Origin of the sequence: Hymenobacter lucidus (genome assembly GCF_020447265.1) — a bacterium.
Classification (GTDB): domain Bacteria; phylum Bacteroidota; class Bacteroidia; order Cytophagales; family Hymenobacteraceae; genus Hymenobacter; species Hymenobacter lucidus.
In genome coordinates this window covers 281,726-303,552 of sequence record NZ_JAJADR010000002.1, presented here as the reverse complement: position 1 = coordinate 303,552, position 21,827 = coordinate 281,726, and the positions used below count along the sequence as shown (strand labels likewise).

Below are 21,827 nucleotides of genomic sequence, written 5' to 3'. Positions count from 1 at the left end.
GTCAGGAGGAGGGGCTGCCGGAGCTCTCGTTCACAACGAAATGAGGTGCCGCTATGCACCTGAAATCGAAGCCAATGTATGTCACATTTGCCAGAGGTTTCTTCTGGGAAGCGGTGCACAAGACCAGCGCAAAATTTACCTTTTCCACAATTCAATCGTCGAGCTGCTGAATTATAGCTAAGTATTTATTTAATTTATACTATATATAATTATTATATATTGTTCCTTTTGTTGGTGAAGGTTTGGGGGCATCTTTGGTAAGTACTCATCCATTCCTACCCTTTCCAACCAACTCACATGAAAACACTTACCACCTCCCTGCTGTGGGCGGCCCTCGCGGCCGCGTCGCTCACTGCCTGCCAGAAAGAGCAGCAAAACCTGCCCGAGCCCGTAGCTCAGGACGGCAATGCCCGGGGCCTCAATCCGCTGACCCAGATGGGCAATGCCCGGATTCAGGGCCAGCTCGACTCCACCATTGCTTTCGGCAACTCCAATCCGGCTCTGAACCTGAAGCTGGTGTCGTACTCGTTTCGGGCCCGGCTGGATAAAGCGGCCGACGTGGCTGCCGCCAAAGCCCGCATTCTGGATGCCGGTAGCGTAATTCCGGTCTATAATCGCGCCGAAGATGCTCTGAAAGCCAATAGGACGCCCTCGTTTGAGCTCCTGACGCTGCAGGAAAGCACCGCGGCCAGCAAGCAGAACACGACGGCCATTGGCACCGTGGCCGATGCGCGCACCGGCATCAGCAGCTACCTCGATAAAATGGTGCAGCCGGGACAGGGGCAGGCAGAGCTGGTGTGGGAGCGGAACGGGAAGCGCTTTACCTCGTTGTGCCTCTACAACGAAAAAGGCCTGATCTACGACAACATCCTGGCCAACGTCTTCACCATCGACAACCAGCTGAAAAGCGCCGCAGCCGGTGAGCAGGCCAAAGTAACTGCTTCAGCCTTTACGGCTACTGTGCTCAGCTTCGACATCAAGTGGGTGTGGGGTGGCCAGCGCGGCCACATCACCGTGAAACACAGTATTCTGTATGAGAGCGGCAGAATCACGACCAACTCCGGCACGGCTACGGCCTGGATGTCAGTGGGCTCGGCCGATGCCCGGCAGCGTCGCTACGTACTGCGCAACACCTATGCCCAGCTCACCTGGGCCTACGGCTGGGCCACCCCCACGGGCAGCTTCAGCTTCTCCTACGATGGCAGCCCGGTGAAAATCAGTGCGTCGGTATCCGGCGTCGGCTCGAAAGGACAGGGCGAAGGTATTCACACTATTTACCTGTAGCCGGTAGAGTAGCGGCTGCAATCCGTTAACTACGTCAGCATCTCCCGGTGAAGGCTAACGCGTCTTTGCCGGGAGGTGTCTGCGTTTTAGGGTAAGGGTATAATTGGGCCAATAGCCGCATTGCCCGGCAGCCCTATATTCGCCTACTTGCGCCTTCACTCACTGCCCCGCGCTATGCAGTCTGCTTCCACCGTGTTTCTCGTGCGGCCCGTCCGCTTTGCCTTTAATGCCGAAACGGCGGCCTCTAACCACTTTCAGCAGGCCATAGCCGGCCTCTCGGATGCGGAGGTGCAGGAAAAAGCCTTTGCCGAATTCGACAACTTAGCTGCTACGCTGCGCGGCAAGGGCATGCAAGTGCTGGTATTCGACGACACGCCGGAGCCGGCCAAGCCCGACGCGGTATTTCCTAACAACTGGGGCACGTTTCATCCCGATGGCCGCGTGCTGCTTTACCCCATGTGTGCGCCCAACCGCCGCGCCGAGCGGCGGCCCGATATTCTGGCCCAGCTCAGCCAGCAGTTTGCCCTCACCGAAGTCGTAGATTTGTCGCACTACGAAGCGCAGAATCGGTTTCTGGAAGGCACCGGCAGCATCATCTTCGACCATCTGCACCGCGTGGCCTACGCCTGCGTATCGGCCCGCACCGATGCGGGACTGTTTGCCGACGTGGCGGCGCAGCTAGGCTACCGCCCGGTGGCTTTTCACTCCTACGACCAGCAGGGGCAGGAAATTTACCATACTAATGTGATGATGTGCGTGGGCGCTCGGTTTGCGGTAGTATGCCTGGAAAGCATAACGAATGCCACCGAGCAGGCCGCCGTAACGGAGTCGCTGGAAAGCACGGGTCACGAAATCGTGCCTATTTCGCTGGCGCAGGTGGCGCGCTTTGCCGGCAATATGCTCACGCTGCAGCCCGCCGCTGGCGCCAGAGAGCTGCTGGCAATGTCACAGAGTGCCTTCGAGGCCCTCATGCCGGCGCAGCGCGCCACGCTCGGCCAATACTGCGAACTGGTGCCGCTGCCCATTCCCACCATCGAAACTATTGGGGGCGGTAGTGCACGGTGTATGCTGGCAGAAGTGTTTTTGCCGGTGAAGCAGTAAGTTTTAGCACTCAGTGGCCAGCTAGCCAATCCTGGGCGGCCTGCTCGTCCACGAAGATCCGGGCGCGGTAGGCCAGGCCCTCGTAAAAATCGGGGGCTGGCACGTCGCCCAGTGCTTCCATTTCGGCCAGCAGCGTCGGCGACACGAGGTAGGCTAGGTAAGTGAGGGAGCCGGCCTGGTCGCCGGGCTGGGGGAAAAATGTGGTAAGCAGCCGGGGGCGGTAGGTGGCGTCGCGGCGCAGGTCGATGAGCCAGTGCTGGCAGCCGTAGTGGCCGGCTGCTTCCAGCATTACGGAGTAAGCTTCCTGAATTTCGGTGGTATCCAGGGGGCGCAGGATGCGGTTGATGATAAAGCAGACGTCATCCCGGTAGCTCAGGTTCTGATACTCGCGGGCTGGTAAGGTGTGGTACATAGGGCAACGAAGATATTAATAGTTGCTTACGGCTAGGGTTGAGCTTGGTTTGGCGGCTTCCTGCTTCTTTCTGCCTGTTTTCTGCCTATTTTCGATTCTATTCTGCCCGTTTACCCACCCGCGCTATGTCTACCGCTCCCGATTACCTCGCCCTGAACCGGGCCCTGTGGAATGCCCGCACCGGCCTGCACCTCACGTCGGAGTTCTACGCCGTGGAGGCGTTTAAAGCCGGCAAATCGTCTTTAAACGGCATCGAGCTGGCGCTATTGGGCGACGTGGCCGGCCAGCGTGTGCTGCATTTGCAATGCCATTTCGGGCAGGATAGCCTTTCCCTAGCCCGGCTCGGGGCTGTAGTGACGGGCGTCGATTTATCGGATGCTGCCATTGCGGCGGCCCGCGGGCTGAGTGCCGAGCTGGGCGTGCCGGCCGAGTTCATCTGCTGCGACGTGCACGACTTGCCCCTCTATCTGCCCGGAGCGCAGTTCGACGTGGTGTATATGAGCTACGGCGTGCTGAACTGGTGGCCCGACCTGGCGCCTTGGGCCGCGCTGGTGCAGCGCTACCTGCGGCCCGGCGGCCGGCTGGTACTGGTCGAGTTTCACCCGGTGGTCTGGATGTTCGACAACGATTTTCAGCGCCTGGAATACAGCTATTTCAACACTGGCCCCATTGAGGAAACCGAGGTGGGCACTTACGCCGACCAGGACGCAGACATCACGCACCAGTCCGTTACCTGGAATCATAGCTTGAGCGAGGTTATCGGCAGCCTACTGACGGCGGGCCTGCAACTCACCCATTTCGCCGAGTACGACTATTCGCCCTACAACTGCTTTGCCCACACCGTAGCCCAGCCCGACGGCACCTTTCGCATCGGTCCGCTCGGCGACCAGGCCCCGCTGGTGTACTCGGTGGTAGCCGTGAAGCCGTAGCCCGGGGTTGGGGTTTTGCTACGTTTTTTATAGAATCATCATTCCGAGCATTTTGCGCTTCAAGCAGAGTCCGAAGCATTTCGCGTGCTGATGTGGTTTCAGCTGTCATCCTGAGTGTAGCGCAGCGGAATGAAGGACCTTCCTCTGATAAGTATCAACCGTTCTTCCACATGAAAAAGCCCTTTGCCACCTGCGCGGTAAAGGGCTTTTTCATGTTGGCAAAAACTATAATGGGGTAGGCGGGGAAGGTTCTTCGCTTTACTCAGGATGGTAGCAGAAACAACGCAACCATCGACAAACCAATCGGCTACTTGCTGGCTACCGTCTCCTCGTCGGCCAGGCCCAGCACGGTGCTGGTGTGGCTGCGAATCTGGTGGAGCAGTTTGGGGTTGTCGTTGAGCTTCTGGCCGAAGGAGGGTATCATTTCCTTGAACCGCGCCTGCCACTCCGGTGACGCGCCCTGCGCCTTGAAGCACTTCTGGATGAGGCTGACCATGATGGAAACGGCCGTGGAAGCGCCCGGCGAAGCACCCAGCAGCGCCGCAATGGAGCCATCGGCGGCACTCACGACTTCGGTGCCGAACTCGAGCACGCCGCCTTCCTTCGCGTCTTTTTTAATGACCTGCACGCGCTGGCCGGCAATTTCGAGCTGCCAGTCTTCGGGCCGGGCGTTGGGCAGGTACTCCTTCAGCGCCGCCAGCCGGTCTTCGGGCGACTGGCGCACCTGATTGATGAGGTAGCGGGTGAGGGGAATGTTTTTGAGGCCGGCAATAATCATGGGGCGCAGGTTGCCGGCCCGGATGGAGGCGGGCAAATCGAGGAACGAGCCTTTTTTCAGGAACTTGGTGCTGAAGCCCGCGTAGGGGCCAAAGAGCAGCTCCCGCTTGCCGTTAATCATGCGCGAATCGAGGTGGGGCACCGACATAGGCGGCGAGCCGACGGCCGCTTTGCCGTACACCTTGGCCTCGTGCCGCTCAATAACGGCGGGGTTGACGCACTTCAGCCACTGGCCGCTCACGGGGAATCCGCCGAAGCCGTAGCCCTCCGGAATATCCGATTTTTCGAGCAGGGTAAGGGAGCCGCCGCCCGCGCCGATAAACACGAACCGGGCATTTACTTTCCGGGTCTGGCCGGTGAGGCGGTCGGTGGCTTTCACGCGCCACGAGCCATCTTCCTTACGCTTGAGCTTTTCTACTTCGTGGTTGAAGTGAAACGTAACGCCGGGCTTTTCCTGCAGCAGATAGAACATGCCGCGGGTGAGGGAGCCGAAATTCACGTCGGTACCCAGGTTCATATTGGTAGCGGCCACCGACTGGCTGGCGTCGCGGCCTTCCATCACCAGCGGAATCCACTGCTCAATCTGCTGCCGGTCTTCGGAGAATTCCATACCCTGAAACAGGGGCGACTGGACGAGGGCGGCGTGGCGCTTGCGCAGGTATTCCACGTTTTGCTCGCCCCACACGAAGCTCATGTGCGGAATGTGGTTAATAAAGCGCTGCAGCTCTTTAACGGCGTATTTCTCGGCCAGAAATGCCCAGAACTGCTTGGAAACTTCAAACGATTCGGCAATGCCGATGGCTTTGCTGATGTCGATGCTGCCGTCGGGCCGCTCGGGCGTGTAGTTCAGCTCGCAGAAGGCCGAGTGGCCGGTACCAGCGTTGTTCCAGGCGTCGGAGCTTTCGGCGGCCGCCACGTCGAGGCGCTCCAGCACGGTAATGGTCAGGTCGGGTTGCAACTCCTTGAGCATGATGCCCAACGTGGCACTCATGATGCCCGCGCCGATGAGGACAACGTCGACGGTGCTTTCGGAAGAGTTATCGGTAGTGTTCATAACGTAGCGTCGCGGAAAAGTGGGCGAAGGTAGTGCCTACGTCGAAAAGCGGAAAAAGGGTCTTTTGTTGGGAGCTTAGCGCAAAAAACCGTGCGGCAAGCTCAACAGGCCGGTTTGGCCGCGCCTACTGGCCTGCTGCATGGCCGGACGTAGGGCTGCAGTCGAAGAACAGGCATTCGGGCCTTTTCACCGGATAAAATTGTGCCCCAGCACGCGGTAAATCAACAAAACGGCTGAGTTGCCGGTATAAGCAGCAGGCCTTTCTACTCCCCATGCTCGACGCTACTCCTATGAACCTAGCCAACAATACTGTATTGATTACCGGCGGTGCCTCAGGCATCGGGTTGGCTCTGGCCGAGCGTTTCGTGCGAGCTGGCAGTGAGGTTATCGTGGTGGGCCGGCGCGCCGACAAGCTCCGGGAAGCCCAGGCCAAGTTGCCCGGCCTGCACACCCGCGTGTGCGACGTGGCCTCAGCCGCCGACCGGAAAAGCCTGCTGAAATGGGTGAAAAGCGAGTTTCCGCGGGTGAACGTACTGCTCAACAACGCCGGCATCCAAAACCGGCTGCCGCTGGCCGACGACACCGAGGACTGGGAAGCGCGGCGGCAGGAAATCGTCATTAATCTGGAGGCGCCGATTCATCTGGCCATGCTCTTTATTCCGCATCTGCGCGAGCAGCCCAACCCTGCCATTATCAACGTCACGTCGGGGTTGTCGTTTGCACCGGCCGCGTTTGCGCCTATCTACAGCGCCACCAAGGCTGCGCTGCATTCTTTTACGCTCTCGTTGCGCCACCAGCTGGCAGCTACGGGTATTCAGGTGCTCGAAATCGTACCGCCGGCCGTGAATACCGACCTCGGCGGGGCCGGTCTGCACACGTTCGGAGTGCCCGTCGATGCCTTCGCCGACTCGATTATGGAGCGCCTGGCCAATGGGGAGCAGGAAGTCGGCTACGGCACGTCGGAAGAAGCGCGACTGGCTTCGCGGGCCGAGCTGGACGCGCGTTTCCGGCTGATTAACACCCGCTAGAAGTTCGGTTATTTCACATCCACCAGCAGCCCCAGAAAAGCCAGCCGGCCGATTTGCGGGCCCCCGATGATTTGGATGTTATTGCTGTTCAGTAGGTTCGAAACGCCGGCCTGTAGCGTGGTGCCGAGCTTGGGTAGCGCGTAACTCAGATAAGCGTCGAGGGAGCTGTAGCTGCCAATGGAGCCGCTGGCAAAGGGCATTTCCTGGCGGTGGCTCTGGGCCCAACGGTAGTTTACGGCGTAGGTCAGGTTTTGGGCCGCTACGCCGTTGGCACCCATGTTATACTTGTGCTTGGGCGTGTTGAAAAACGTCTGAAATCCGGCTGGTAAATTGCGGCGGTCCAATACGTTGAGCGAGTAGTTGCCGTTCAGATTCAGCGCTTTGTGGAGCTTGTAGGCCAAGCCCAGCGTGGCCCCTTGAGTGCGCACGAGCTGGGCGTTGTTGTACCAGGTGAAGATAAAGCGCGTGGGTTTGGCGCGGTCGGAGAGGGCGGGCAGGCCTTCATCAAGCTGCTGCTGACTGGGGCGGCTACCGTCCACGTTGCCCGCAAAAGCCCGGCCGCCCACGAAGTCGGTATACACACTGCGGAAGTAGCTCACGTCGGCATATAGCTTGGGCAGTAGCATGCCTTTGTAGCCCACTTCCACCGTTTTGGCATGTTCCAGGGCGAGTTTGGGCAGGGTGATTTCGAAAGCGGAAAGCGGAATGCCGGGCGTACCGTAGGGGCGGCCCTGGGCGTCGTTGAAAGCATAGCCCCGAAAGCCGTTGCCAATGTTGCCGAGCACGATAAACGAGGTGACGTCGGAGTGGCCGTATTGCTCGAGCTGCGAGGGGCTGCGGTAAGCACCGCTGTAGCTGGCCCGGAAGTTATGGCGCTGGTCGGGCCCAAAGGAATACACGGCCGAAGCCCGCGGCGAGAGGGCCGGGGAGAAATTGCGGAAGTAGTCGGCGCGGCCGGCCAGGGCCAGCTTCAGGTGCTGGCGCAGCAGCGTCTGAGTGAGCTGCCCGTAGGCCCCAAACTCGTAGTTGCGGATGCGGCTGCCGTCAGTGTCCGCAAACAACTTGCCGTCCGAGCCCAGTCGGTATTCGCGGTAGGCGCCGCCTAGAATCAGGTCGGTGCCGAAGTCGGACACCCGGAAGCTGCGCTGGGCGCTGATGTCGTTCAGAAATGAGTTGAAGCGCTGCTGGGCCCCACGGCCGGGCACGTCGTCAGCAATGATTTGGCGGCGTAGCTCCGCGAAGCGCGGGTCGGAGCTTTTCAGCTGGGTGGCATTGGCGGCCTGCTGAGCCACCCGCAGCGCCTGTTCCCGCGTGGCACCCGGCTGCTGAATGGCTTGGGTGTAGGCTGAGTTATACGTGCTGAAATAAACCTGGGCATAGCTCAGCGGCCCATAGGGCGAAGTTTCCTGGGCCGTAGAGCGCAGCAGCAGGGCGCTAAGCTGGGCCAGTTCGTAGCTGCTGCCGGTGAAGTCCTCGGTAGAATACAGGCGCACGAAACCCTTGGCACCCTTCAGCTCGGCCCGGTACTGGCTGGTGCCCAAGCCTCGCACCCGAAAGCGGCTGATATTCTGGTAGGTAGAGGTGCCGGTGGCGCGCTTGGCTTCCAGCGTCAGCTGCAGATTGTCTTTGATAAGGTAGGAAACCGCGCCCTGCATGCGGTAGGAGCGAGTCGTATTGTCGCCGTCCACCAGCTCTTGCTCCGTGAAGCCAGGCATGTACACCGTTTTGCCGTACAAATCGGGGTGGGTGCCGCCAGGCAGTTGCTGACTGGCGGCGGGGCTGAATTGAAAGCTAAGCTCTCCGGAGCGGTTCACCGCGTCGTAGCCCAGCGGCGAGCCTTGCGGGTTCAGCGAGAAGCTGGCCGCCTCGTAGTTGCTGGCCGTCCAGTCGGTAGCCTGCATGCCGCTGAGGTTGATTTTTACCGCCAGTTTTTTGCCCAGTTTTTTGGCGTAGCGGAGCTGTCCGTCGAGCAGGCTGCGCTGGCCGCCGCGCAGGCGCACACTCAGCCCGTCGTAGACAAACGGGTCCTTGCTGTTGAACAGAATCACCCCGCTCAGCGCGTTGGCCCCGTACAGGGCCGAGGCCGGGCCGTGGATCAGCTCGATGCTTTCCATGTCCAGCTCGGGAATGCCCACCAGGTTGCCCGGGCTCAGGTTCAAGCTCGGCAGGGCCGTGTCCATGTAGTCCACCAGCTGAATCACCCGCTCACTCTTGGCCGTGTTGAAGCCCCTAGTGCTGACGCTGGTAAACAGCATCGAGGCCGAATTCACGTCCACCCCCGGCAGCTGGCCCAAGGCACTCAGCACTTCCGGCGTGCTGATCCGTTCAATCTGGGCGGTGGTTACTTTGTCGATGGTGAAGGAAGTGCGCAGGATATTTTCCTCCACCCGCGAAGCCGACATTACCGTGGCATTGCCGGCCGTGGCGCTGGGCACCAGGTTGATGACCAGCGTATGGTCGGCCTCGGTGAGCGTGATTTCCTGGCTATCGTAGCCCACAAACGCTATGACAAGGGTAATAGGGCCCTTTTCCAGCTGCACGTTCAAGTGAAATTGGCCCAGCTGGTTGGTGCTGGTGCCCACGAAAGAGCCTTTTACGAAGACTGTGGCCCCCGGTACCGGCTCCCCGGCATCGTTCAGAACGGTACCGCCCACCGCATCAGCAGTAGGCTGCTCTATGGGTGTAGTAATTGGATGTTTGGGAGAGTTGATGGCAGCTTTAGCCCTGCCGGGCGGTGCAGCAGCAGTTGGCGCGGCGCTGGTAAGCAGCGCGGCGGCAAATAGAAAGTAAAAATGTTGCATGCACTGGGTGTGGTAATTCGGGAGCGGGCTAATCTCAAAGCTAGGTGAGATTAAGAGAATCTCAAAGCTACTCTATCAACGGAAGTTTCACGGTATTATTCGGTGAAACCCACGGGGCTGTCCGGCAATGGCACCACGCCAACGGCCAACCTATTTCCGATAGTTTGACGTTGCGGCAGATTTTAATTAATAGTATAATTCGAATATAGTATGCCTCCAGCGCTTAGCCGGCAAAAGGGAAAGTGTGTAGCCACTCCCAGGGACCGTTGCGGTAGGCCCAGAGCTGCAGCCCGGTGCCGGTGGTATCGAAAGGCTCGAAGGTAGCTGACAGCTCCTCGTACAGTGCTTTGGCAACTCCAGGCCGCACCTTGTTCTGAACAGTAATGTGGGGGCGGCGCTTCTGCTGATCCTGGGGCGTTAGCCAAGGCCACCACTGCTGCTGCAACTCCCGGTGCAGGGCTTCCAGCGCCTCACTGCCGATTTTATACGCCACGCCCTGCCCCAGAAACTGCAGGCCCGAAACCTGCAGCGGCATGGGCGTCCGAGCCTGCACCACGGTGCTCAGCGCATCGGCAATGGCCTGCTGCTCAGTGCCGGGCAAATGATGAAACAGCGTGAGGTGGGCCGCCAGATAATTGCGCTCCGGCGGAAAGTGCCGCTGCCGCAGCTCATTGAAAAGCGCGCTGGCCGGCTCGGCCAAGCCCAGCGTCAGAATCAGCGGCGCATCTACGGCCGCGAGGGGAGGAGCCATGCGCGCTACTGGTTGCCGAGCAGCTCGGCGCTTTGAATAATGTGGCCGCCAAGCTGCCGCAGGTCGGCTTTGGCTTGTTCGAATCCTTCGGCCGAAATAGCACGGGTGGCATCCTCAATCAGAAACGTTTCGAAGCCTTCCTGCAGCGCATCCTTGGCCGTGAAGTACACGCAGTAGTCGGCAGCCAAGCCGGCCACGTACACCTGCCGGATACCCCGGCCGCGCAGGTAATCGGCCAGCCCTGTGGCCTTGCGGTGGCCGTTGTCATAAAAGCCGCTGTAGCTGTCGATTTCCGGATCGGTGCCTTTACGGAAGATGGTTTCGATGCGGTTGGAGTGCAGCTCGGCCGACAGCCCGGCCCCGGCCGAGCCTTGTACGCAGTGCACCGGCCACAGCACCTGGGGCAGCCCATTGAGGTCAATCTGCTCAAAGGGCTGCCGCCCGGCGTGGTTGGCCGCGAAGCTTTTGTGATTCTGCGGGTGCCAGTCCTGGGTAGCTACTACCAGCTCGAAATGGGGCTGCAGAGCATTGGCCAGCGGCAGCACGGCGTCGCCTTCGGGCACGGCCAGACTGCCGCCGGGCAGGAAATCGGGTTGAATATCAATCAGCAGCAGTGCTTTCATGCGGAGGGAAATAACGGTGGATACATGCCACGTCCGAGGCCTGGCTACCGCTGGTCAGGGTTTCGGTTTGGGCGCGGCAGGAGTAAGAACTTCGGCCACTAAACGCCAGCCGCGGGCTTCCTGTTGCCATACGTGCAGGTAGCCGCCCTGGTCGGCGGGCGTTTGGGGCGCAAGATACGTGCCGTAGGTGTAGGCAAAGTCGCCGGCCCCAGACAGGCCCTGGCCCCGCACGGTAAAGCGGCGGGCGGGGTCGGTGGCCAGCACCGGGGCAATGGCGCTGGGCGTAGTCAGGGGCGGGTGGGTTTCGCGCAGCAGCCGGGCCTGGGCGCTCAATAGCCCGGCGTAACCCTTGCCAGCTCCCAACTGCTGCACGGCGGCCGAAAGCTGCTCATCCAGTGGCGGCAGGGACTTAGGCCGGGCCTTAGCTGGCGCCGTTGACGCCGTAACTACCTGTGTGGGCAGCTCCACAGTGGCCGGCGCCGGGTGCGATACGCCCACATCGACCAGGAACCGGAATGAGCCGTCGGGCTGGCGGCCCCAGATGGTGAAAAACTGCCCGTGGGCCATGCGTTGGCCATTGGGCTGCTCAATATACCAGGGTCCGGTGGTGTAACCCAGTTCGCCAGAGCCCGCCATACTGGCAAAGGCCGGGGCCCAGCGCAGTTTCGGGGCGTTGGGCTGCTCGGGGCGCTTTTGCCAGCCGGGTTTGCCCAGCTCCGGCTGGCCATTGTTGAACATAATGGCCGAATCGGCCATGCTGGCCAGAAACGCCTGCCGGGTGGTGGTTTGCAGCGCAGCCTGGGCAAAGGCCCGTTCGGCGGCCACCATCTGCTCCAGCGGCTGCTGGGCGTGGGCGTTCAGAGTGGTGCTCAGAATAGCAAGCAGGAAGCCGGAACGAAGAAGTGCTTTCATCGGGGCAGGGTAGAAGGTAGTAGACGAGTGGAAAGAAGCGGACCGCAATTGATAGACGCACCGGGTTACCCCAATAGATGCCTTGCCCCGAAAAATTCCACAGGTCTACGGTGCAAAAGATGGGGTGAGGCCACCCGATAAGATTGTGACGAGTAGGTAAGTAATGGCAAAACTAACTGATGGTCGAAGGTGGCCACGGGCATCTCTCGGGGTAATGTGGTTAGTTTAGCGCCGTGGCCCGTCAGCATACCGGGCTGCTTTCCACCCGTGGCTTATTCCCTGCTCATCCGCAACTGCGGCCAACTGCTCACCCTCAGCGGCGGCTCCACTGCTCGGCCCCTCACCGGCTCCGAGCTGTCGGACTGGCTGGTGCTGGAAAACGCCTTCGTCGCCTGCGAAAACGACCGAATCGTGGCCCTGGGCATTATGACCGAGCTGGATGAGACGCAGGTGACGTCCGCAACCCGGGTGCTCGACGTGCAGGGCCGGGTGGTGATGCCGGGCCTGGTGGAGTGCCACACCCACCTGGTATTTGCCGGCAACCGCGCCCACGAGTTTCAGCGCAAGCTGCAGGGCGAGTCCTACCTCGATATTCTGGCCTCGGGCGGTGGTATTCTGAGCACTGTGCGCGCCACGCGGGCCGCTCCGGAAGCCGAGCTGCTGGCCAACGCTCTGCGCCACCTCCACGATTTTCGCCGCTACGGCATTACGACGGTAGAGGCCAAGAGCGGCTACGGCCTGGATAAGGAAACCGAGCTGCGCCTGGTGCGTGTGGCCCGCGAGGCCGGCCGCCGGCAGCCCGTGCGCGTGGTGCCCACGTTTTTGGGGGCTCACGTAGTTCCGCCCGAGTACAAGGGCCGCCCCGCCGACTACCTCGATTTTCTGGCCGCCGAAGTGCTGCCCGCCTTGCAGGGCGAGGCCGATTTTGTGGATATCTTCTGTGAGAAAGGCGCCTTTAGCGTGGCCGATTCGCGGCGCTACCTCCAGCAGGCGCAGGTGCTGGGCTTTGGCCTGAAAATCCACGCCGAACAGCTCCACGACCTGGGCGGCTGCGCTATGGCTGCCGAGCTGGGTGCCGCCAGCGTCGACCACTGCGACTACCTTAATGCGGCCGATGCGGCGCAAGTAGCGGCCACGGGGCAGACGGTGGCCGTGCTACTGCCGCTGGTGCCGTTGTTTCTGCGCCAGGAGAAGTATGCGCCCGGTCGCCAGCTTATCGCGCAGGGTGTGCCCGTGGCCGTCAGCACCGACTTCAACCCCGGCTCCTGCCCGAGTAAAAACCTGTGGCTGGCTTTGTCGTTGGCCTGCCTGAAAATGGGCTTTACACCCAAGGAAGCCATTGCTGCCGGCACCCTCAACGCGGCCTGGGCCCTGAACCTAGCCGCCGAAATTGGCAGTCTGGAAGTAGGAAAGCAGGCCGACATCATCGTGCTCGACGTGCGCGACTACCAGGAAATACCCTACTGGCTGGGCGAGAATCCGGTGCAAGAGGTAGTTATCGGCGGGCAGGTGCAGGATATCGGTACCCATTAAAGCAAAAACGGCCGCCACTGGCCGCCGTTTTTGAATAACGTAAAGCAGAAGAACTACTGGATAAGTGATAGGAGCTATAAACTGTAAGCGGTTTACAGACGATTTAAATCGTCGACCATAGCGGCCGAGGTTGTTTCCTTGAGCTCTGGGGCGAAGGGCACGCCCGCCTGCACGGTACCATCCTGGCGGCCATAGTACAGCTTGGAGCCAACCGTACGGATAACGACGACGCTGACCGGTGTGCCAACGGGCACATTGCCGGCGCTAAAAGTGCCTGGTGCCTTGAAGTCGCACATCCGGATGGAGCCGTTGAAGGTCCGGAATACGGCAAAGACCATCGTGTTAGTAGCGGGGTTGATGTCGGTACCAGTTACGGTGGCCGTAATCTTGGTTTGCGGGTTAGGATCGGTGTAGAACTTGTCGCAGTTGAACCAGCTAACACCCGAGTTGTACAGCACACTGCTGACGGTGATTGTATTGCCGCCGGCACTAGGCACCAAGCTGGAGCCCGGGTCGTTGTTCAGGCTCCAATCGAAGCAGCTGTTGCCGCTGCCGCCCGAACCTACAAACAGCGTCATGCCGGCAGTAGAGGAGAGGTTGGCCGGGTTGCGGGTTTGCAGCATGATGGACGCGCCCGGAGCCATATTGATGGTCGAATCCTGGCCGGTACTCAGAAATACTTCGCCCGCCGACTCCAGCAGCCGCCCTCCGGAAACGGTTGGCATGCTGCTCAGAACCATGTCGGCCCGGCTGAAAATCTCGCGAAACTCCAGCTGGAGCGGCGCCTGCAAGGGCTGCCCATTTTTAACAAAGGCATTGGCCGGAATGGAAATAACGGTGCCCTTGCTGCCGGTAAACTTATTGGCCTGACCCGGAACGTAGGTGATTTTCTGGACGGGAGCCCCCAGCTGCGCATACAGCTGCTGTAGCGAAGCGGGCGTAGTGGGGGTGGGGCCGGGCGTAGTTCCGTCTTCGCAGATAACAGTGCCGGAATCAAACTGGCAGGCCGAAAGCAGGCTGGCTAAGGCCAGCAGGGAAGCAAGCAAAAAACGATTCATCAGAAAGTGTCGGTTGAGTAGCTAATAAGAATACAAGTGGCGCTAGTGCTTGCGCGGGTCGAGGTCCCAGCTGTAGCCGGCCTGCACCCCCAGGCCCCAGGGGCGGCGGGCGGCGCGGCCACTGGCCGGAGTAGCCAGGGAGTTCAGGAAAATTTGACCCTGCGGCCGAATGGTGAGCCACTGGCCCAGCGCAAACTGGTAGCTGGCAAAAGCCCCCCCGGTAAGCAGCAGATTGGTGCGGGTAAAGGGCATTTCCTCGGGCACACTCGGCCATTGTACCTGCTTGCAGTTACAGGCCGAGCCCTCAGTCGTTTGGGCGCCGGCCAGGAAGGCCAGCGTGCCGCCGCCCAGCACTCCGTAGCGCCAGCGCGGGCCGCCACGCAGCGTAAGCTGGGCCTGCATCGGCACCGTCAGAAACCGGTACACGTCCCGAAAATCCTTGTTGATAGCACTTTCCTGCGAGGTTTTCTGGAGCTGGTAGCGCAGTGCGGTGGCATACTCGGTGTAGCCCAGGCCGGCGGAAACGGCCAGCTGCCGGGAGAGGGCATAGGTTGCCGTTGCCTGCCCGCTGAAGCCCAGACTGGGGCGTTCCAGCTTTTCGAGCTGCGTAGGTGAGCCGCCCAGAGCCCGGTAGGTGAGGGCCGAGCCCAGTAGCAGCTGCCCGCTCCAGTTGCGCAGGCGCAGCTCGCGGCGGGACGGGCGCTTGTTGGGCCGCCGACGTGTGGTGCGTACCTCCGGTTCCTCAGGTTCGGGGGCGGCGGTAATCAACATCCGCAGCTCCAGTGGTGCGTTGCTGATGTTGGGCTGCCGAGCCCGTTTGCCGTTCAGGGCAGAAGCTTCGGCAGTGCCCGACTCACCATCTAGGAAGCCCGTTGCTTTGGTGCCTGAAGCGTGGCTGCTCACCGCCCGGCCGTGGCCCGCCCGGCGGCTGCCGTTGCCAAGAGTGCTGCTCGTGCCAGTGGCGCTATAGCTACGGGAAGGCCTGCTGATACGACCTAGCGTTTCGGAGGAGCGGCGGCTGGCACCTAGGCGCGGCATACGGGTGCGGGATGAGGTGCCGCTGGCCAGCATGCCGGTAGCCCAACTGGTTTTGCGCCGTCCCCTGCGGTTGGCGGCTGTGGTTGCTGTTGAATAGCCAGCCTCCGTTTCAGCTTCCGCCTCGGTTTCGGCTGCTCCACCAGTTGCACGGTCCAACGAGCGTTTGGTAGAAGCCGGCGCGCCCGCCAGTAGTAGTCGGGAAGTACCGTACCGGCCGGCGGCTTTACGGGCTCTTTCAACGGGTGCCGTAAGGCTGGCATGGGCGGCGGCTGATGCCGTTGCGGCCGGCACCGCTGTGGTAGTGCCCCTGGCAGCGGCAGCGGTAGCCGGCGTCGATGCTAAGGCGGGGGAGGCTACGCCTGGTTCGGAGATGCCCGTAGCTGCCCGCCGCTCGGTAGTAGCCGCTACGAAGCGCCCACCGGGCCGGGCCGTTGGCTCGGTGCTGAAGAACGGCCGCAGCTGGCCCGTGCCCACCGTGAGGCCCACCAGCACAGTGCCCAGGAAAAGCAACAAGAGTACAGGCCGGCGGCGCTTACGCTTGGGCAGCTGCTCCTGAATGCCTGCCCACACCGTTTCGGGTGGCGCACTGCCGTAGCCCTCCAGCTTGCGGCGTAGGTCGTGGTAGAGTTTTTCCGATTCGAAATCAGTCATGGTAGTGAGGAGTAGGAGTATGAGCCTGTTGCTGCAGGCGTTCTTCCAGATAGCGGCGGGCCCGGGAGAGCTGCGACTTGCTGGTGCCTTCCGAAATACCCAGCAGCTCGCCGATTTCGGCGTGTGTGTAGCCTTCGATGGCGTAGAGGTTGAGAACTGTGCGGTAGCCGGCCGGCAGGGTATTAATCAGCTGCACCACATCATCGGCCGAAAGCTGGTCGAAGGGGGTGCCGTCGGGATGGTGCACCTCGGCCGCTTCTTCCGTATTGAGATGCAGGCCTCGCTGCTGGTGCTGCTGCCACAGGTTGAGGGACGTAGTCACGGCAATGCGCCGGGCCCAGGCCTCGAAAGGCCCTTGGTGCCGAAATTGGTCGAGCCGGGTAAATATTTTCACGAACGTGAGCTGCAGCGCATCCTCCGCCTCGGCTCGGGAGGGGCAGTAGCGCAGACATACGCCCATGAGCTGATAGCCCAGTCGCTCGTAGAGGGCCCGCTGCGCCGCTGGCCGGCCCCGGCGGCAACCTTCCACGAGTGCGTCAATAGATTCGGCCATAGGCGGAGGAGGCAGATAAACAAGTAAGAATAACCGGACACGTTAACGTTCTAAGCCCATGACCAGCCCGCCCGCCGCAGGGTTGCGCCGGGGTAAAAATAATTTCCGTGGTTGCCGCCGCCAGCAAAAACGGCTGTTTCGGCAGCCCACAAGCTACGGCGCATCCGGTTCTTCCTGTACCTTTAGCCCTCTGTTTTTTTCTGCCTGCTATGCTACTCCCACTCTACCAGATTGACGCGTTTACCGACCGGGTTTTTGCCGGCAACCCCGCCGCTGTGTGCCCGCTCACCGCGTGGCTGCCGGCCGCCACCATGCAAGCCATTGCAGCCGAGAATAACCTGGCCGAAACGGCCTTTTTCGTGCTCAAAGAAGGCGCCGACTACGACATCCGCTGGTTTACGCCCACTGCCGAAATTGACCTCTGCGGCCACGCTACCCTGGCCTCGGCCCACGTGCTGTTTCGCCACCTCAACTTTCAGGGCGAGGAAATTACCTTTCACTCCAAGAGCGGACCGCTGCGGGTACGCCACGCTGCCGACGGCCGCTTCACCCTCGACTTTCCCTCGCGCCCGCCCCAGCCGCTAACTCAGCACCCCACCGGCCTGCTCGATGCCCTGCGCGCCACGCCCCTCGAAGTGCTGGCCTCCCGCGACCTGGTCACGCTCTTTGCCTCCGAGGCCGAAGTGCTGGCCCTGCACCCCGATATGGCCAAAATAGCGGCCCTGGAGTACGTGGGCGTTATTGCCACCGCGCCCGGTACTAATGGCATCGACTTCGTGTCGCGCTTTTTCGCGCCCCGCGTGGGCGTGCCCGAAGACCCCGTTACCGGCTCGGCCCATGCTTCCCTGATTCCGTTCTGGGCCGCGCGCCTGGGTAAAAACGAGCTGCGCGCCCGCCAGGTGTCGGCCCGGGGCGGCGACTTATGGTGCGAGCTGCGCGCCGACCGGGCCCTGATGAGCGGCTACGCCGTGACGTATCTGAAGGGCGTAATTGAGCTGGGCCAGGCGTGAAGCCGCACTCCGGATTGCAGGCGGTGCTGCGCTACGGCCTAGCCGCGGTATGGCTGGCTAACGGCCTGCTGTGCAAGGTGCTGCACCTGGTGCCCCGGCACGAGGCCATTGTGGCCCGCATCCTGGGGCCAACCTACGCCGCGCCGCTTACTCGGCTCATTGGCGTAGCTGAAATAGGTATGGCTATCTGGGTACTGAGTGGGCGCTGGCTCCGGCTGAGCGTGGCGGCGCAGATTCTGCTGGTGCTGAGCATGAACGTGCTGGAGTTTGCCCTGGCCGCCGACCTGCTTTTGTGGCAGCAGCTCAACATCGTTTTTGCCGCCTTATTTGCGCTGCTGCTGTACTATTACGGCTTTGTGCTGAGTTCTTCCTCCCAACCCACCTCCTAAAAATGGCGGCCTGGCTTGCTTCCCATCCGTTTGCCGTCGAGGCCCTGCTGGGCCGCACCACCGTGCTGACCTTCGCCGTGCCCGTGGCCGAGCTGCAGCCCCTGCTTCCGGAGTGCCTCACCCTCGATACCCTCGACGACACCTGGGGCTTCGTGGCCGTGGCCCTTGTGCAGACCCGGCAGCTGCGGCCCCGGGGCCTGCCCGCCTGGCTGGGCCACGACTTCTTCCTGATCGGCTACCGGGTGTTTGTGCGCTACACCACGGCGGCCGGCAAGCGGCTGCGCGGCCTCTACATTCTGCAATCCGATACCGATAAGCGGAAAATGCAGTGGCTGGGCAACCTGTTTACTAGCTACGGCTACCGCACCATCGATATTGAGCATACTGCTACACAAGGTCAGCTCACGTTTCAGTCGCGGAAAGCCGGGCTGGATATCCGGGTGGCCATGCTGGAGCAGGAACCCGGGCTACCGGCCGGGTCGCCGTTTGCCAGCTGGGCGCAGGCCCGGCGGTTTGCTGGTCCGCTGCCGTTCACCTTTTCCTACAATGCTGGCGCGCGTCGGGTTACCATTGTGGAAGGCGTGCGTGAGGAGTGGCGGCCCCGTCCGGTGCAGGTGGAGGCGGCTACCGTCGGCTTTATCAGCGGGCTGGGCCTGAAGGAGTGCCGGCTCGCCAGCGCCTTCACGATGACCGACATTCCTTACCACTGGCAGAAAGGTCGCACGGAGCAATGGTCGGCATGAGAAAACCCCTGGAAGGCGTCTGGAACGTAGTGCGGTTCAACTGGCATTTCTACGGCTTGGCGGCCGGAGCTCTGCTGGTGCTGGCCGCCGTAGCCGCTGGCCGCCCCGCCTGGCGGCCTTACTGCCTGCTGCTGATGCTGCTGGCGGGCGGTCCTCTGCTGGTATCCTTGTTGGTGTCGTACTACGTCTACGACCGTTCGGCGCTTTACAAGCTCAGTTGGCTGCCGGCCCAGCTACCCGCCGGGGCCCAGCTCGTGAACATTCACGCTGGCTTCGATGAAACCAGCAGTCTGCTGCAGCAGCGCTTTGCCCCGGTTCCGCTGCGGGTGTTCGACTTCTACGACCCCGCGCTTCACACCGAGGTTTCTATCAGAAGGGCCCGGGCCGCTTACCCGGCCTTTCCTGGTACGCAGCCCGCTACTCCGGCCGCGCTGCCGCTGCCCGCCGCCAGCATCAGCTACGTGTTTGTGCTGCTGGCAGCCCACGAAATCCGGAGCGAGGAGCAGCGGGTGGTTTTTTTCCGGGAGCTGCGGCGGGTACTGGCCCCGGGTGGGCGCGTGGTGGTGGTAGAGCACCTGCGCGACGCGGCCAACTTCTGGGCTTACACCATCGGGTTTCTGCACTTTTATTCCCGTTCCACCTGGCTTCGCGCATTTGGGGCGGCCGGCCTGACGCTCGTGCAGGAAAAGAAAATTACGCCCTTCGTATCCGCCTTTATCCTGGCCCATGATGGAGCAGCAACTTAAAATCGTGGGAGTGCTGCTGGTGGGACTAGCGCTGCTGCACGCTGGCTTTCCGCGCTACTTCAACTGGGCCGGGGAGCTGAAGCCGCTCAGCCTTATCAACCGGCAGATGGTGTACGTCCACACGCTGTTCATTGCGCTGGTGGTGCTGCTGATGGGCCTGCTGTGCCTGGGCAGCGCCCCCGACCTTGTGCACACACGTCTGGGCCGGGTGGTAGCTCTGGGCCTGGGCTGCTTCTGGCTGGCCCGGCTGGTGGTGCAGCTGGTGGGCTACTCGGCCGAGCTCTGGCGGGGCAAGCGGTTCGAAACCACCGTCCACATTGCTTTCGTTGGGCTCTGGGCCTATTTGACGGGGATTTTCTTCGCCGTTTACTGGCTGTAATTCCTAGCTTTAAGCCACCTGCTACTTCCTCACTTATTCCCCGCTTTTTCGGCTATGCGCTATTCCGGTGCCAAATGGGTATGTATTGCTTGCTTTTGCTGCCTCTCGTTCGGGGCTGCTGCCCAGTCGGCGGCCAATGAAGACGTAAAAGCCCTGATCAGACAGGGCGTGGTGCTGCACGATGCGGGCAAGTACGACGAGGCCGTGCTACGCTACAAGCAGGCTCTGAAGCTGGAGCCGGACAACGCCACGGCCCAGTACGAGCTGGCCATGACCTACGGCAACCTCGGCCGCCACGAAGAAGTGGTGGAGATATGCAAAAAGCTGCTGAAAAATGAAGGCGCCAATGACAATGTCTACATCACCTATGGCACCGCCCTGGATGATCTGAAAAAGCCTCAGGAAGCCATTCGTATCTATCAGGCCGGGCTAAAGAAATTCCCGGAAAGCGGGTTGCTCTACTACAACCTTGGCGTAACGCAGGCCAGTCAGCAGCGCTACGACGAGGCCATTGGAAGTATGCAGCAGGCGGCGCGCAAAAATCCCCGGCACGCCAGCGCCCACCGCATGCTGGCGCTGCTCATGGCGCAGCAGAACCGGGTAGCCTCCGTCTTCTCGTTGGTGCGCTTTCTGCAGCTGGAGCCGCAGGGCAAGCGGGCCGCGGGCGGCTTGGAAATGCTGGACAAGCTGATGGGTAAAGGCGTGACAAAAACGGGTGAAAATGCCGTGACCCTGAGCATGACCCCGGCCATGCTCAAACAGGTGAACGGCAAGAAGAACCAGCCCGACAACTTCGGCCGGGCCGACATGCTGCTCACCATGGACTCAGCCCTCGACTACGACGAAAAAAACAAAGACAAATCGACGACGGAGCGGCTGAGTGAAAAGCTTACGTCACTGTTTGAAGGCCTGGAAGAGCAGAAACTGGAGGGCCATCCGGGCTTTGCCTGGAACTACTACGTGCCCTACTTCCTCACCCTTAAAAAAGCCGGCTACCTGCCCACGCTGGTCCACCTGATTCAGGCCGCTCGCCCCGACGCCCCCGAGTGCCAGCAGTGGCTGGAGCAGCACCCGAGCGAGGTAAAGGAGCTGCAGGAATGGGCCGCCGCCTATAACTGGTGAAGGGCAATGTGCTCAGGTGGTTGAATGTGCTAAATGTGGGGAATGTGTCATTGCGGGGCGCAGCCGTGGCATCAGCAAGACAGCGCAGCTAATCCGTCCTCTGAAATGTGCTAAGTATTATTAATTGAAAAGCCCTTTCCAGAACGTTCTGGAAAGGGCTTTCTGATAAAAGGATGTTTGTCACTAGCAGAGGACAGATTGCTTCGTCCTTCGTCCTCGCAATGACACGGGTTTAACACATTTTCCACATTCCCCATATTTAGCACATTCAACCACCTGAGCACATTACCCCACCACCTACTTCGCCTTCGCCTTGGCCGGGGCTTTCTTGGTGCCGGTGGCGCTGCTCATCCGGTCGGGGTTGTCGGTCAGGAATTTGTCCCAGCTCTTGGTGCCGGCCTTCACGTTGTTGCCTTTCTGGTAGTGGTGGCACATGGCCACGGCCAGCGCGTCGGTGGCGTCTAAGAACTTGGGCGCTTCCTCGATGGGCGGCAGCTTCAGGGTCTGGCGCAGCATTTTGGCTACCTGCTCCTTGCTGGCCGAGCCCGAGCCTGTCACGGCCTGCTTCACCTTGGTGGGCGCGTATTCGACGTACGGAATCTGGCGGGAAAGGCAGGCCGCAATGGCCACGCCCTGCGCCCGGCCCAGCTTGAGCATACTCTGCACGTTGACGCCAAAAAACGGGGCTTCGATGGCCAGCTCGTCGGGCAGGTACTCGTCGATGAGCTCCAGCATCCGCTCGAATATCTTCTTGAGCTTGAGGGCGTGGTTAGTGCCCAGCTTTTTCATATCGATTACGTCGTAGCAGATAACCTGCACGCGGGAGCCCTGCACCTCAATCACGGCGTAGCCCATAATCTGGGTGCCGGGGTCGACGCCCATGATAATCTTGGGCAGCAAATCGACGGAAGAAGAAGAGGAGGGAAGACGCAT

21 protein-coding genes are annotated in these 21,827 nt (G+C 61.2%); 11 read left to right on the top strand and 10 right to left on the bottom strand.

Annotation, left to right across the window (positions count from 1 at the left end):
* Positions 1-297 precede the first annotated feature (297 nt).
* The gene (locus LGH74_RS07980; protein WP_226174320.1) at positions 298-1,284 is read left to right on the top strand and encodes a hypothetical protein; all 987 of its coding nucleotides are present in this window, start codon (positions 298-300) and stop codon (positions 1,282-1,284) included.
* 174 nt (positions 1,285-1,458) lie between these two features.
* Positions 1,459-2,385, top strand: coding sequence for a citrulline utilization hydrolase CtlX (gene ctlX / locus LGH74_RS07975; protein ID WP_226174318.1), 927 nt, complete (start codon positions 1,459-1,461; stop codon positions 2,383-2,385).
* A 10-nt stretch (positions 2,386-2,395) separates the two neighbouring features.
* Here ctlX and LGH74_RS07970 read toward each other — a convergent pair whose 3' ends face one another.
* Positions 2,396-2,797, bottom strand: coding sequence for a hypothetical protein (locus LGH74_RS07970; protein WP_226174310.1), 402 nt, complete (start codon positions 2,795-2,797; stop codon positions 2,396-2,398).
* Positions 2,798-2,922: 125 nt separating this feature from the next.
* Here LGH74_RS07970 and LGH74_RS07965 point away from each other — a divergent pair, with 125 nt between their 5' ends.
* Entirely contained in the window at positions 2,923-3,726 is an 804-nt protein-coding gene (locus tag LGH74_RS07965; protein ID WP_226174308.1) for a class I SAM-dependent methyltransferase, read from the top strand.
* Between the two features lie 307 nt (positions 3,727-4,033).
* Here LGH74_RS07965 and LGH74_RS07960 read toward each other — a convergent pair whose 3' ends face one another.
* Positions 4,034-5,557 carry a malate:quinone oxidoreductase gene (locus LGH74_RS07960; protein ID WP_226174306.1) on the bottom strand — a complete coding sequence of 508 codons (1,524 nt, stop codon included), beginning with the start codon at positions 5,555-5,557 and terminating at the stop codon, positions 4,034-4,036.
* Positions 5,558-5,829: 272 nt separating this feature from the next.
* Here LGH74_RS07960 and LGH74_RS07955 point away from each other — a divergent pair, with 272 nt between their 5' ends.
* Positions 5,830-6,585 (top strand): SDR family oxidoreductase, encoded by a 756-nt coding sequence (locus LGH74_RS07955; protein WP_226174304.1) that lies wholly within the window; start codon positions 5,830-5,832, stop codon positions 6,583-6,585.
* An 8-nt stretch (positions 6,586-6,593) separates the two neighbouring features.
* On the opposite strand, the gene LGH74_RS07950 is transcribed toward LGH74_RS07955, so the two are convergent.
* The 4 genes from LGH74_RS07950 to LGH74_RS07935 all read right to left on the bottom strand — a co-directional run bounded on the left by LGH74_RS07950 (position 6,594) and on the right by LGH74_RS07935 (position 11,672).
* The gene (locus LGH74_RS07950; RefSeq protein ID WP_226174302.1) at positions 6,594-9,386 is read right to left on the bottom strand and encodes a TonB-dependent receptor; all 2,793 of its coding nucleotides are present in this window, start codon (positions 9,384-9,386) and stop codon (positions 6,594-6,596) included.
* A gap of 223 nt (positions 9,387-9,609) precedes the next feature.
* Complete coding sequence (locus LGH74_RS07945) at positions 9,610-10,137, bottom strand: 2'-5' RNA ligase family protein (protein WP_226174300.1); 528 nt, start codon at positions 10,135-10,137, stop codon at positions 9,610-9,612.
* 5 nt (positions 10,138-10,142) lie between these two features.
* Positions 10,143-10,760 (bottom strand): bifunctional nicotinamidase/pyrazinamidase, encoded by a 618-nt coding sequence (gene pncA, locus LGH74_RS07940; RefSeq protein WP_226174298.1) that lies wholly within the window; start codon positions 10,758-10,760, stop codon positions 10,143-10,145.
* A gap of 54 nt (positions 10,761-10,814) precedes the next feature.
* Positions 10,815-11,672, bottom strand: a complete 858-nt coding sequence (locus LGH74_RS07935) for a nuclear transport factor 2 family protein (RefSeq protein ID WP_226174291.1) — start codon at positions 11,670-11,672, stop codon at positions 10,815-10,817.
* A 267-nt stretch (positions 11,673-11,939) separates the two neighbouring features.
* On the opposite strand from LGH74_RS07935, the gene hutI reads away from it, so the two are divergent.
* Positions 11,940-13,205, top strand: coding sequence for an imidazolonepropionase (gene hutI / locus LGH74_RS07930; protein WP_226174289.1), 1,266 nt, complete (start codon positions 11,940-11,942; stop codon positions 13,203-13,205).
* A 92-nt stretch (positions 13,206-13,297) separates the two neighbouring features.
* On the opposite strand, the gene LGH74_RS07925 is transcribed toward hutI, so the two are convergent.
* From LGH74_RS07925 to LGH74_RS07915, 3 genes are read right to left on the bottom strand one after another with little or no spacing between them, the layout of a single operon-like run.
* A complete protein-coding gene (locus tag LGH74_RS07925; protein WP_226174287.1) occupies positions 13,298-14,263 on the bottom strand; it encodes a hypothetical protein in 966 nt (321 codons plus the stop codon).
* A gap of 42 nt (positions 14,264-14,305) precedes the next feature.
* Positions 14,306-15,952, bottom strand: a complete 1,647-nt coding sequence (locus LGH74_RS07920) for a hypothetical protein (RefSeq protein ID WP_226174285.1) — start codon at positions 15,950-15,952, stop codon at positions 14,306-14,308.
* Positions 15,945-16,505, bottom strand: coding sequence for an RNA polymerase sigma factor (locus tag LGH74_RS07915; protein WP_226174283.1), 561 nt, complete (start codon positions 16,503-16,505; stop codon positions 15,945-15,947). Before LGH74_RS07915 ends, LGH74_RS07920 begins: the two co-directional genes overlap by 8 nt.
* A gap of 209 nt (positions 16,506-16,714) precedes the next feature.
* On the opposite strand from LGH74_RS07915, the gene LGH74_RS07910 reads away from it, so the two are divergent.
* The 6 genes from LGH74_RS07910 to LGH74_RS07885 are packed head-to-tail and all read left to right on the top strand — an operon-like array spanning position 16,715 to position 20,894.
* Entirely contained in the window at positions 16,715-17,515 is an 801-nt protein-coding gene (locus LGH74_RS07910) for a PhzF family phenazine biosynthesis protein (protein ID WP_226174281.1), read from the top strand.
* Entirely contained in the window at positions 17,512-17,904 is a 393-nt protein-coding gene (locus tag LGH74_RS07905) for a DoxX-like family protein (RefSeq protein ID WP_226174279.1), read from the top strand. The genes LGH74_RS07910 and LGH74_RS07905 overlap by 4 nt, the downstream gene beginning before the upstream one ends.
* Positions 17,905-17,906: 2 nt before the next feature.
* Positions 17,907-18,647: a DUF2071 domain-containing protein gene (locus LGH74_RS07900; protein WP_226174278.1), complete on the top strand. Its 741-nt coding sequence runs from the start codon at positions 17,907-17,909 to the stop codon at positions 18,645-18,647.
* Positions 18,644-19,393 carry a class I SAM-dependent methyltransferase gene (locus LGH74_RS07895; protein WP_226174276.1) on the top strand — a complete coding sequence of 250 codons (750 nt, stop codon included), beginning with the start codon at positions 18,644-18,646 and terminating at the stop codon, positions 19,391-19,393. Before LGH74_RS07900 ends, LGH74_RS07895 begins: the two co-directional genes overlap by 4 nt.
* A complete protein-coding gene (locus tag LGH74_RS07890; RefSeq protein ID WP_226174274.1) occupies positions 19,374-19,772 on the top strand; it encodes a hypothetical protein in 399 nt (132 codons plus the stop codon). Before LGH74_RS07895 ends, LGH74_RS07890 begins: the two co-directional genes overlap by 20 nt.
* Positions 19,773-19,826: 54 nt before the next feature.
* Complete coding sequence (locus LGH74_RS07885; RefSeq protein WP_226174266.1) at positions 19,827-20,894, top strand: tetratricopeptide repeat protein; 1,068 nt, start codon at positions 19,827-19,829, stop codon at positions 20,892-20,894.
* A 297-nt stretch (positions 20,895-21,191) separates the two neighbouring features.
* Here LGH74_RS07885 and ruvC read toward each other — a convergent pair whose 3' ends face one another.
* Positions 21,192-21,827: a crossover junction endodeoxyribonuclease RuvC gene (ruvC, locus tag LGH74_RS07880; protein ID WP_226174264.1), complete on the bottom strand. Its 636-nt coding sequence runs from the start codon at positions 21,825-21,827 to the stop codon at positions 21,192-21,194.